Genomic DNA, 11942 nt, shown 5'->3' on the forward strand with positions numbered 1-11942 from the left:
GAGGGGTACAATGCAATAGGACGATGAAATCATCGCTCCTAAATGCAAAAACAGCGGTCAAAAAACTTTCGGTGAAAATTTCAAAAAATTACGATTTTCTGTGAGAAATGGTTCCGATTTGACCCCTGATTTTCTCCTATTAATAGAGAGTGCTCCATATCGTCCTCAACCAGATTACATAAGGAAAGGAGGGGGTAAACCATGCAGAGAACAGCGGGAAAAGCAAAAATGACAGCACTCTATGAGAGACTGTCGCGAGATGATGACCTTGTAGGTGAGTCGAACTCGATTACCAATCAAAAGAAGTACCTTGAAGACTATGCCCGCAGAAATGGTTTGGGAAACATCATCCACTTCACGGACGATGGATATTCCGGTGTGAATTTCAATCGGCCCGGCTTTCAGTCTCTGATCGCCGAGGTGGAGGCCGGGAAGATCGGCACCATCATCGTTAAGGACATGAGCCGGTTTGGCCGAAACTATTTGCAAGTCGGATTCTACACCGAAGTGATGTTCCCGCAGAAGAACGTGCGGTTCATCGCCATCAACAATGGAATCGACAGTCAAAATGCTTCCAGCAATGATTTTGCCCCGTTCCTTAATATTATGAACGAGTGGTATGCCAAGGACACCAGCAACAAAATCCGAGCCATCTTTGACGCTCGAATGAAAGATGGGAAACGCTGCTCCGGCAGCATCCCCTATGGCTACAACCGGGTCAAAGACGATAAGCAGTCGATTGTCGTTGACCCGGAGGCCGCAGAGGTGGTCCGGCACATCTTCCAGCTTGCGAACGAGGGCAAAAGCCCCCGCGCGATTGCTGAAATCCTCTCGGAAGAAAAGGTGCTGATTCCCTCCGCCTATGAGAAGGAGAATCACCCGGAGCAGTACAATGGACAGCAGTTTGAAGACCCTTATATCTGGTCGGTATCGACTGTCAGGACGATTCTCAGCCGACAGGAGTATCTTGGGCATACGGTTCTTCACAAGTCCACTGTCAAGGATTTCAAAAACCATAAGCGGCAGGAAACAGGGGCGGATGAGCACTATGTATTCCCCAACACCCATGAGCCAATCATCTCGCAGGAGCTTTGGGACAGCGTTCAGAAGCAGAGAAAGCGGGTGCAGAGAGCGTCTGCATGGGGTTCACACAGCCACCGGCTGAGCGGTTATCTCTACTGCGCCGACTGCGGCAGAAGAATGACCTTGCAGACCCACTACAGCAAAACAGATGGTTCTGTGCAATACAGCTTCCGCTGTGGCGGCTATTCCAGAATGACAGATTCCTGTACAGCACACGGCATCTCAGCGGGACAGGTGGAAGCCCTGATTGCGACCACAATCAAGAGAATAACCCGCCGTGTTCTGACCGATGAACAGGCATTTGCCGAGGAGATTCAATCCCGCTGGAATGCCCAGCAGGATGCAAAGCCGCAGCAGAAAAAGTCCGACATAAAGCAGCTGCAAAAGCGATACGGGGAACTGTCTGACCTTGTTCGCAGCCTGTATGAGAACTATGTGTCCGGTATCCTCCCTGAACGCCAGTATCGGCAGCTCATGAAGCAGTATGACGATGAGCAGGCGGCAATCGAGGTCAAAATCTCAGAATTGGAGGAGCGCATTTCTGAGGAAAGCAAAGAGCAGCTCCAGATTGATCAGTTCATAGCACTGGTTCACAAGTATCAGGAGAGTGACGAGGTGAGCGATGCCATGTTCCGGGAGATGATTGATAAAATCATCGTGCATGAGGCAGAAGGTGTTGGCAATGCCAGAACACAGCAGGTTGATATTTATTTCAACTACGCCGGACAGATCGACATTGCCTACACCGAGGAAGAACTTGCTCAGATGAAGGAGCAGGAGGAACGCACCCAGGCGGAGCGGATCGCAAAGGAGAAGGCACGCTCCAAAGCCTACCGGGAAAAGCGCAAGGCGCAGAAGATCGCCGAAAACGGCGGCGAAATCGTAAAGAAAAAAGTCTGCCCCCATTGCGGCAAAGAGTACGTCCCCGAGAGTAATCGGCAAATTTTCTGCTCCCAGGATTGCCGGAAAGCTGCACATCAAGCTGAGAAGCAGAAGCAGCGGGAAGCCGAGCGTGGGGACCATTACTACCGTCAGCGCACCTGTGCGGTCTGTGGCAAGCTCTATTGGCCCACCCACAGCCAACAGAAGTTCTGCTCTGAGGACTGCCAGAGAATAAACCACAACAAAGTCACCCTGGAATTTTATCACAGGCGAAGAGAACAGGAGGCGTCAGCATGAAACTCAAACCGAAAGTCCATGACAACAGGAACCATCTGGATTATGTCCTGACGGACAATTATTATCTTCCGGCGCTGAGGCTGCCGGAAGATAAACGCCCCATCGGCCGCTGGGGCCGATTACATAAGGAATACCTGAAAACTTACAGGCCGGTCCTTTATCAAGCGCTGCTTCTGTCTGGCAAGCTGCATCCCATCCTGGCCGACCTGGACGAACAGGCCACTGAACGGTGCTGCCTGATTGTCCAGCAGATGGCCCAGGACGAGGGCATCACGGAGGAACTGAAAGCAACCGATCCGGTACGCTGGGTGCAGGCTATGAACTCCATCCGCAGCCGGGCCGAGGAGATCATCCAGACTGAGATGATCTATGTGTGAGGAGGGCAGGACGATGATTCTGGAAGCGATTTATAATGGGGAATTTTATCCCAGTGAGAAAGTGGTGCCTACTTCACCGGCATACATAGAAGCCCTCAAAACCTGTGAGAAGCTTATGGAGCAGCTTTCCAGGCGGCTGAGTAAAGAGGACTACGCCCTGGTGGAAGAACTGCAAACCCAGTCCTCCATCGCCCAGGGCGAGGAGAGTGAGTGCCACTTTAAGTACGGCTTCTCAGCGGGACTGCTGGTCCAGCAGGAAGCATGGAAACAAATAAGCAAATAAGATAAAAACAAGCAGCTTCGATATACTATATCGAGGCTGCTTGTTTTATGAGATTTCAAATATAAAATTTAATGTATTAGTATAGGAAACGTGTTATATAGTAAGTGAGGATTTAGTCGTAAAGAGAATGCCTGATAGCATCTCGATATACATTTTGCTCAGGCAAGTCGACCGCTGAAAATGCTTCTTGGACTTTATACACTGTTGTACAGTACTCCTCAATAATGCCTAATGGACGAATTGTTCCATCGGTGACAGGAACATCGGTCAAATAATCATATGCCACAAAATGAATTGCAGCAGGTTGAGTTGGAAATTGAGGGAGTTTCTCCTTGCCTCCTAGTCGTTCAAGAACTCTGTCGTAAACAGGCTTAGGACAAACAAAATATAGACCACTTCGGCACATTTCCTCACGCTGCAAAACTTGTCCTTTATAAATTATTTGAGGAATAATTCTTTTTGAAACATTTTCCCAATTGAGACCGACAGTGTCTTTTTCAATGGCGCGGCGTTCAATTAGCGCCCGACGAGCATTTTGATAAGAACCTGTTGTATCAATGGTTTGCACTTCTATTGCTGTAAACTCTACCAATTCACCAGAACCGTCCAACCTTGCAAGTATCCAGTCCACATAATAAGAACCTTTTCCTTTCCGTTTTGGAAGGGGGAGTTCGCCTCCCCATCCGTGTCCGAAAACGGCAATGGCTCCATTTTCCTCTTGGGCTTTAGAAACTGCCAGTCTGCCAGAATAAAGATTATAACTTTGACCAAAGGCTTTTTGCCCTATGGTCGAAAGCATCTTATAATTTTCTGCATAAATTCTATTTGGACAACATATTACATCTGGAGAACCAAGACTAACTTGGCGTATAGAGCAAACACCCGAAAGAGTACGATTGGATTTATCACCAAGTGCCTTTGTACAATATGAAGAAAGAAATGGACATACTTGCTTTGATGTGTTCTGTAGTGCAATATCAGAACAATCATTTGCTCGATAACCAAAGAACTCAGAAATATAGCCGGACATAAAATCAATCCTCGCTTTCTAAAACGGACCGTAAAGATAGGCCAACCGCTTGTGCCAACAATGGAGGGACGGCATTTCCGACCTGAGCGAATTGTTCAGCAAGATTGCCTGTAAAAACAAAATGATCAGGAAAAGATTGTAAGCGAGCTGCTTCACGAACAGTGAAGGAACGATTTTGTTCGTAGTGAAAAAAAGCCCCCCAATGAGGATCACATTTAGTTAATATGGTTGAAGCAAGTCCATTGGGCAAGACACGACCATATCTTTTAGTGTGATCGGATTTTCTTGCCCTTTGCATACCTTTAGGAAGAAGATCGTCCGGAATATCAGTCCAGTTTCCACCGGGTTTAATATATTCCAACCGTTTCAAATTGATTTCAGACAGTTTAGGGGCTTCATGGTTGAGTACACCAATCGATCCAAGTCGGGCTCTACGTTGATAGTCACAAAAAGCAGGACAACGATATTCTTTGACAGGAGCTCCTTGCTCTCCGCTTTTAAGAGGAGGCAAATCACCAATCGCTTCATAGACTGTAACAAAATTTGCGTTAGCCTCAGGTGATGGCTCTTTTATGATGGATTGACCATCAAATGTGCTGGTAAAATTGGCACGAATAGGAGCATGATAAATGGGTTCAGGGTAAGCATTAGCAGGTAATGTCTTTCCACGTAATCCGAGAATTATAGTCCGCCAACGCATTTGGGGAACACCATAAAATGGGGCACCTAAAATTCTTACATCAGCACCGTATCCTAGTTCTGCTAATGCATTTAAGATAGCATGGAGGGTTGCACCATGCTCAAAGGAAACCAAGCCGGGAACATTTTCAATTAAAACCGCTCTCGGCGCAAAAGCATCAACAAATCGAAGATATTCTTTGAATAAATGGTTGCGTTCATCTAAAACGGTTCGAATAGGAGCATTAATAGAAAATCCTTGACAAGGAGGACCGCCTGCAATTAGATCTAGTTCGCCGCGTTGAATGCCTAAGTGCTCTCTAATTTCGTTCGCGTCTAATTCGCGAATGTCAGAGGTAAATACAGTTGTAGAAGGATGGTTCTTTTTATAGGTCTGAGCATATACGGGCATAATCTCAGATGCAAATAGACTGTGAAATCCAGCTTCCGAAAGCCCTTCTGAAAGGCCACCGGCACCAGAAAATAAATCAATCATATTTAAATTATTAGAATGCATCAGTTAAATCCTCTTAATCTTTTTGCCAGTGGATTGTCCGCTAATTGAAGCTCGATGATGTCACTTAGATCACAGTCTAAAACAGCGTATATGCAAGCAAGAACGTCCGTAGTGACATTTTCATTTTTCCCGAGTTTTGCGATTGCTGATGTGCTAAGGTGAACTTTACAACGAAGATCTGTTTTGTTCATGTCCTTATCGATCACCAATTCTATGGTTTGTTATACCAAATTTCTTTTTTGACATACCACTTTTGCTCTAATCAAATAATTTTACCACACAATTTGGTAAAACGCAAATACTATTTACGATCACAAACAAAGGAGAAACTTATGAGTGAAAAGTCAGACTATATGGAAAACCTAAAGGAAAAGGCCGAGCAGAAACTCTGTTACTACCAACACCAGGAAAAAATGCTGGAGCGTCGGATACCGGAACTCACCCGCAAGGCCCGTACCCATCGACTCTGCACCCGCGGCGGAATGCTGGAAAGTTTTCTGATTTGTCCAGGGGAGTTGACCGATGACCAGGTGATGGAGCTGCTGAAAATCTCATTCCGTCAACGGGAGGTCGTACTGGCCTTGGCAAAAATGATTCACGATTTGCAAGAAGCCCGGAACGTTTCAGACCCTTTAGGATAAAGGGCGCAATTATACACCGTTCCGGTGCAATTGCGGTCTTGCAGACGGCTTGATGAAACCGGTCTGGCGTTCCGTTCGCCATCCCGATTCCATCCCAAGGAAAACTGCATTTTCCTTGCGCTGCTCCGCAGCTATCCTTTTGCAGCTCTCGCCCAGGAACGAAGCGCCCCCCGCTCCGTCCTTGGGCAGAGAGTACAACCGAATACGAATCCAGACCGTTCGTCAAGAGCAATCCTGACGGGCGGTCTTTGTTTTGGAGGTGATACTTATTCCGTGTCCGCATTTTCAAATCACGATCACCCAGCGCAGCAAGGGACAGTCTGCCGTTGCAGGTGCCGCCTACCAGAGCGGCGAGAAGCTGTTTTCTGAGTATGACCAGAAAACCAAAAACTACTCTGGCAAGCGCGGCATCCTATACACCGAAATCATGCTGCCCTCCCATGCCCCGCCGGAGTACGCCAACCGGGAAACCCTATGGAACTCGGTGGAGGCAGCTGAAAAACAATGGAATGCCCAGCTGGCCCGGCGCTTTGTGCTGGCCCTGCCCAAAGAAGTCCCGCCAGAGCAGTACCCGCAGATGGTCCGGGACTACTGCGAGAAGCAATTTGTTTCCAAAGGGATGATCGCCGACTTCGCCATCCATGACCCGAATCCACCCGGACACAATGTTCACTGTCATGTGATGCTGACTCTCAGAGCTATGGACGAGCATGGGAAGTGGCTCCCCAAGAGCCGAAAGGTGTATGACCTGGATGAAAACGGCGAGCGCATCCGGCTTCCGTCAGGAAACTGGAAAAGCCACAAGGAAGATACCGTGGACTGGAACGACCAGAAGTATGCGGAGGTCTGGCGGAAAGGCTGGGCCGATACAGTCAACTGCTACCTGGAAGCAGCAGGCCAAACGGAGCGGCTTGACCTGCGCTCCTATGAGCGGCAGGGTCTGGACGTGATCCCCACTGTTCACATGGGGCCTGCGGTAGTTCAGATGGAGCGCCGGGGCATCCAGACCAATATCGGAAATCTCAACCGGGATATCAAGGCAGCCAACCAGATGTTGTCCGCTATCCGCAAAACCATTCGTGGGTTGCTAGATTGGATTGAAGAACTTGTGCAGGCAGAGAAAGAACTGCTGAAAGAAGAAGCAGGAGCAACAGACCTCGGAGTGCTTCTCAATGATTATCTGAACCAGAGAAAATCGGAACGGAACGATTGGTCCTGGTCCGGTCAGCAGAAGGGAGACCTGAAGGACTTGAAGGATGTGTCAAGGGCTGTTGTCTATCTCCAACAGCATAAGATCTCGACCCTGGAGCAGCTGAACACCGTCCTGTCCGGCGTGAAGCAGAAAGCCAGCCAGGCCAGTACAGGTATGCGAAAGGCCGAGAAGCGGATGAAGGACATTGCCGGGATTCAGAATGCCGTTGCAGTCTGCCAGGAGCGGAAGCCTGTTCATGACAAGTATCTGAAGATCGGTTGGAAGAAGCGACAGGCCGCCTTTGCCGAGAGCCACCAGGAGGAACTGAAAGCCTATAACAAGGCCTACCGCTATTTGAAAAAGCAGCACGTTGATCTGAATGTGAATCTGGATGCCCTGGAGGCAGAGTACAGCAAACTGCAATCGGATCACTCAGCCTTTGCCCGGCAGCTGGAACAGGTGCAGGCAGAGTTGAAACCGCTGAATGAAGTCCGCTATTGGGTCGGTCAGGTTCTCGGACCGGAACGGGTGAAAGCGCTGGACAAGGCAGAAGGTAAGCAGTCGGTGGTGGAGCAGCTTCATCAGACCCGAGAGAAAACCGAAAAGAAAAAAGAAGAACAAAATATAGAACAGCAGGTATCTTTATGAGAGAACGAATCAAGGCTGCCATTCTTGACACAAAAGGATATGGCGCAGTATACTGTAATAAAATAACCGGAAAGGAGGGCGCACCCATGGCCTGTAAATCTCCCAATCTATTGCTGGATTTGGCCTTTCAGGGGGATAGTGCGCCCTTTTGGAAGGTCAAGACTGTGGTTTGATGCACATTTGACTTGAAAATCTGTGTACTATCTCCTTTTACTTGCAGACATCTGTGAGAAAAAGGAGATTTTTTATGTCTGTTGTCGGCCAGCAAAAGCATTTGCTTTGTGTCCTCATGGCAGCCTGCAGGCCCTGCGGCCCGCCAGGGTAGGGAGACGCTCGCAATCCCATGGGTGCGGCGTACCGTTTCTGTACAAACAGGCCTGCCCATCCCTTTGACGGGGAAAGCAGGCCCCAGCATGAGGTGCATCCTGTTTATGCTTGAAATGATAAAAGAGTTTCGGCTGTTTCGCAGAATCATTTACCACAGAGTTTGGATCAATCTGGGAGACAGTTTGTTTTATGTTGTTATCATGTGGGTTTTATATGATCTTACCAGGGACCCGCTTTATACTTCAATGGGCGGATTTATGTTCTCTCTGTCCGATGTCCTGAATTTCTTTTGCGGTCCGGTCATTGACCGTTCTGACCGGGGGCGGCTTCTGGTTGTTTCCAGCGGCATTCAGCTTCTTATTGTGGCAGCACTGTATCTTCTCTCTGCCGAGGGACACTTGTCTGTTTGGATGCTGGTGTGCAGCATTCCGTTTTTCAATTTGATGTCCAGAATGACTTATTCCATTCACAATGTCATGGTGCCCGGCATCGTACCAAAAGAGAACCTGGTGACGGCAAACTCCATTCTGGCTATGACCAGTACAGGCATTGACCTACTGTTCAATGCCATAACGGGTGTGCTGCTGGCCCTGCTGAGCCTGAAGCATATGTTTCTCATCAACAGCTCCATCAATTTGGCAGCCCTTTTTGTGGCAGGGATGGTAGGACGGGGCCTGTCTGTCGGGAGACGCCGGTCCGCAAATCAAACAGAGAACAAGACGCCGCCTTTCAGGAAATTTCTGGGAGAGTACCAGGAGGATTTAAAAAGCGGTTTTGTTTTCATTCGCAACAGAGTCATCCTGTCCCTGGTGATTCCGCTGGTAGGTCTGAATTTGCTGTACGCCATGATGGTGGTCAATCTGCCGGCCTTTTCTTCGGAAGTATTTGGGGCATCCATTGGATATGGACTGATCCTAGCCCTCTTTGCGGTTGGCTCCATCAGCGGAGTTGCTGTCAGCAGCCGGCTGATAAAGCGTTTTCCAGTGGGAAAGCTTTTGCCGGTGTCCTTCTTGTATGGCGGCGCATCCTGGGTTTTGATGGCGTTGGTGGTGGAGCGTTTGCCGCTGATGGGTGCAGTCCTGATTGTCATGGCGTCCAACGCCCTAGGAATGATCAATATTGTCTTTGGCACGGTTTTTCAGCAATTGCCTCCCAGACAGATGATTGGCCGTGTCAACACCGTCAACCTGAGCTTGATGGCCATTGCATCTCTCGGAGGGTCGCTCCTGGGAGGAGTTGTTGTCCAAAAATTCAATTCCGTTTTTCCTTTCTTGATTTGCGGACTGGGGTATCTGGCGATTGCCATGACGATGCGGGTCAATCGACTGGTTTATACTCTGCCCAAAACAGAGGATATGGATGAACAGATTCTGTCTCCCGATTTTTGATCCGGGGAAAAGCAAAGGCACCTGATTCGGAAGCGAGTCAGGTGCCTTTTAGTTTGGACTTTTAAAGGAGAAATATAGAGATGGAACGACCTAGGCTAACAGGAACACCGCTGCAGACGACTTCCACATGCACTTTTAGCATGGAGATTAAAAATACCTCCTATGCGGTAGGCGTTCACTTCAGCCAGAGGGAAAAAGACACTTTGGAGGACAAATCGTGCAATGATAAGAAAACGAGTGCCACTTCCATATTGATTTCTCAGCAGGGCTTCTGATGCAACAGAAAAAATTTGGACTGTTTACTATTATTTGTTTTGCGTGCCCCTGTCAATTAAAATCTCTTTGGCCACTTAATAAAATAAGTCGTTGCTTACCAAAAGGTGCAAATACTTCTTGATGTACACTGCCTACATATAAATTATCCCAATAGCCGGTTATATCTTCTGGCTGCAAATATACTAAAGAGTCAAACGGACAAAGAGATGGAATTGATGATTTGTATATAACATCTACATTATTGGGGAGAACAAACCACTTTAGCTTATTATTGTTATAGCAAAGCAGAATTTCAGATTCAGTTTTTGAGTTTTGAACAGCTTTCATTGCTGTAAGCGTGACAGATATATCAAATTCTTTTGCGATTGACGATATGGTTGAAAAATGCAATTCATTGTTTGGAAGATGTTCTTGTAAGAGATGAGTGGGGAGTAGATATTCAGAGGCAAATGTATTTGCTTCTTGTTCCTGATTAGAAGTGTTTAATTTCAAATCAGGGACTAATCCTATTTCGGAAATATTAGAGCAACAATATAATTGATTTTGGTGAAGAAAGTAATGACCGATTTCATGGGATATAACAAATTTTTTCCTGTGTGGGCTTGTTATATTTGAACTCACAAAGACCAATTTATGACCATTTAGGCAAATAAAATAAGCGTCTTTATGCAGAGACTGTGTATCTATAATTTCAATCTCTAATTCTTGAGATAAACTATAAGGGTCACGAGTAACCGGCGTGATAGCATTAGCGATTTTTAAATATTGTAGAATTTTTGTATTAATCATTGTGCTTACTTCTTTTGTTGAGTTCTTCTTGAATTGTAAGAAGATCAGATTTATCTAAAGCCCCCCCTTTCGCGGCCATAGCTAAGCTGCTCGTGCTGTTAAGGTAGGCATTTAGATCACTTCTAAAGAAACGCCATTCGCGACCGACCTTGTGGGCTTTGATACGACCATCGCGGATCATATTATATATGGTTTGATTACTAACACGCAGAAAATCTGCGGTTTCATCTAAGTTCAAAACAGCCACATGAGAATTGCCGGCATCTGTATTATCACTCAATGCATGAACCAAATTTTCAATTAGATGAAATTCTTCTGGGGTAAATATGATTTCACCACAATTTTCACAGCAATAGCCAGAAAGTCCTTTGAGTTCCAAACATTTGCCCTTATAGTGGAATGTCTTCACCAAATTGTTTCTAAATATCATAGTTTCTCCACATGTGGGACATTCACAGGTTTTCAAAAGGCGTTCCATCTTTCTCCTCCACAAATTTCTGAATTTCAAAATTAAAATAGTATAATACCGTTTTAAACTACTAGAAAAACTTAGCCAACAAATATTTTAATGCGCTTCCTTACCGGAGATGCGAACCAATGCGGGATCATCCAATCCACTATTTGTCCAGATATTATTGTCAACTAATTCTGCAGTTACCAAGTGAATGGTTGGAATAGAATCCTTAAATATTATGCTGCATACTACGATTAAAGGCATATTATATTGGGGGTCAAATATCAAAATACGCTCATCCTTATGACACCTACCGGGGATGGGACAAGGTGGCTGTATCTCTAGAACCTGATTTGTTGAGCTTTTTAGGACATCTTGGACATTTTTCAGTGAGATACCTCTGTCAATCATCTGAAATGTAGCGTGATACGACAAAGTCGGTTCACGATTTTTAGCCAGAAGTCGAATCTGCGGTAAGTACACTTTAGTAAATTTAACAGGAGCATAGGGGGAAGAAGGTTCCATGTGTATTATACCTCCGTTTTGTTTTATGGGGTTTTATAATATTTTATAGTTGTTATGGTTGAATTATAACAGGCAACTTATAATATGTCAAGGGTGCCTCTATTAAGAATGGACAAAAGGAGAATGATGCTATGAACCAGTCGACAACTGATAATGGTTGTCTCAAAATCGAAAGAACCAAAGCCCTCGTGCGCCAAAGCACGAGGGCTTTTCTCATGGAAAGGAGATGCCTATGAGCGATCAGCAGAGCATGAATCAACAGATGGAAAGAAAAGGAGGAATTGAATGAACGATATCGAACGCAACGGCGCTAACGCCGTCAATACACTGGATCGTCAAGCCGCCATCACTGGCGGCTCTTTTTCTGTGAAAATCGGCAAAACCCGATTTATCGTGCGTGTTCTAGCAGTGGAAAACAACGGAAAAACGCTGGAAACTGCAATTCGTGAAGCCTGTGTTCAGGACATTCTCAACGAAGCCAGACACTCTAATTTGGATCATTTAGAAAAAATGCGAAAAACCTCTTGACAACTTGCTTCCCGAGGGCACCGGCTA

At 46.4% G+C, this 11942-nt stretch carries 13 protein-coding genes; 7 read left to right on the plus strand and 6 right to left on the minus strand.

What is annotated here, in order from left to right; translation table 11 throughout:
- Nucleotides 1-201 precede the first annotated feature (201 nt).
- Genes B5G12_RS13585 through B5G12_RS13595 form a run of 3 tightly spaced genes read left to right on the plus strand, consistent with a single transcriptional unit; the run spans nt 202 to nt 2922 of the window.
- Nucleotides 202-2262, plus strand: a complete 2061-nt coding sequence (locus B5G12_RS13585; RefSeq protein ID WP_087325417.1) for a recombinase family protein — start codon at nt 202-204, stop codon at nt 2260-2262.
- The gene (locus B5G12_RS13590) at nt 2259-2639 is read left to right on the plus strand and encodes a TnpV protein (protein WP_087325418.1); all 381 of its coding nucleotides are present in this window, start codon (nt 2259-2261) and stop codon (nt 2637-2639) included. The genes B5G12_RS13585 and B5G12_RS13590 overlap by 4 nt, the downstream gene beginning before the upstream one ends.
- 13 nt (nt 2640-2652) lie before the next feature.
- The gene (locus B5G12_RS13595) at nt 2653-2922 is read left to right on the plus strand and encodes a DUF6809 family protein (protein WP_087325419.1); all 270 of its coding nucleotides are present in this window, start codon (nt 2653-2655) and stop codon (nt 2920-2922) included.
- Between the two features lie 112 nt (nt 2923-3034).
- Here the strand turns inward: B5G12_RS13595 and B5G12_RS13600 are convergent, their stop codons facing one another.
- The 3 genes from B5G12_RS13600 to B5G12_RS13610 are packed head-to-tail and all read right to left on the minus strand — an operon-like array spanning nt 3035 to nt 5362.
- Complete coding sequence (locus B5G12_RS13600) at nt 3035-3952, minus strand: NotI family restriction endonuclease (RefSeq protein WP_087325420.1); 918 nt, start codon at nt 3950-3952, stop codon at nt 3035-3037.
- 4 nt (nt 3953-3956) lie between these two features.
- The gene (locus B5G12_RS13605) at nt 3957-5147 is read right to left on the minus strand and encodes a DNA cytosine methyltransferase (protein ID WP_087325421.1); all 1191 of its coding nucleotides are present in this window, start codon (nt 5145-5147) and stop codon (nt 3957-3959) included.
- Entirely contained in the window at nt 5147-5362 is a 216-nt protein-coding gene (locus B5G12_RS13610) for a helix-turn-helix domain-containing protein (protein ID WP_275532653.1), read from the minus strand. The genes B5G12_RS13605 and B5G12_RS13610 overlap by 1 nt, the downstream gene beginning before the upstream one ends.
- Before the next feature lie 117 nt (nt 5363-5479).
- On the opposite strand from B5G12_RS13610, the gene B5G12_RS13615 reads away from it, so the two are divergent.
- The 3 genes from B5G12_RS13615 (at nt 5480) to B5G12_RS13625 (ending at nt 9343) form a co-directional block, all read left to right on the plus strand.
- Nucleotides 5480-5788: a DUF3847 domain-containing protein gene (locus B5G12_RS13615; protein WP_087325422.1), complete on the plus strand. Its 309-nt coding sequence runs from the start codon at nt 5480-5482 to the stop codon at nt 5786-5788.
- 268 nt (nt 5789-6056) lie between these two features.
- Entirely contained in the window at nt 6057-7628 is a 1572-nt protein-coding gene (gene mobQ / locus B5G12_RS13620) for a MobQ family relaxase (protein WP_144064174.1), read from the plus strand.
- Nucleotides 7629-8041: 413 nt separating this feature from the next.
- Nucleotides 8042-9343: an MFS transporter gene (locus tag B5G12_RS13625; protein WP_087325423.1), complete on the plus strand. Its 1302-nt coding sequence runs from the start codon at nt 8042-8044 to the stop codon at nt 9341-9343.
- 327 nt (nt 9344-9670) lie between these two features.
- Here the strand turns inward: B5G12_RS13625 and B5G12_RS13635 are convergent, their stop codons facing one another.
- From B5G12_RS13635 to B5G12_RS14515, 3 genes are all read right to left on the minus strand, one after another.
- Nucleotides 9671-10408 carry an ImmA/IrrE family metallo-endopeptidase gene (locus tag B5G12_RS13635; RefSeq protein ID WP_087325425.1) on the minus strand — a complete coding sequence of 246 codons (738 nt, stop codon included), beginning with the start codon at nt 10406-10408 and terminating at the stop codon, nt 9671-9673.
- On the minus strand, nt 10401-10886 hold the full coding sequence (locus tag B5G12_RS13640; protein WP_087325426.1) for a helix-turn-helix domain-containing protein: 486 nt from the start codon (nt 10884-10886) through the stop codon (nt 10401-10403). The genes B5G12_RS13635 and B5G12_RS13640 overlap by 8 nt, the downstream gene beginning before the upstream one ends.
- An 87-nt stretch (nt 10887-10973) precedes the next feature.
- Nucleotides 10974-11387, minus strand: coding sequence for a DUF4258 domain-containing protein (locus B5G12_RS14515; protein WP_144064173.1), 414 nt, complete (start codon nt 11385-11387; stop codon nt 10974-10976).
- A gap of 285 nt (nt 11388-11672) precedes the next feature.
- Between B5G12_RS14515 and B5G12_RS13645 the strand changes: the two genes are divergently transcribed.
- Nucleotides 11673-11915 (plus strand): hypothetical protein, encoded by a 243-nt coding sequence (locus tag B5G12_RS13645; protein WP_087325427.1) that lies wholly within the window; start codon nt 11673-11675, stop codon nt 11913-11915.
- The last annotated feature ends 27 nt before the right edge of the window (nt 11916-11942 follow it).

It is taken from the genome of Faecalibacterium sp. An58 (assembly GCF_002161515.1).
GTDB classification, from domain to species: domain Bacteria; phylum Bacillota; class Clostridia; order Oscillospirales; family Ruminococcaceae; genus Faecalibacterium; species Faecalibacterium avium.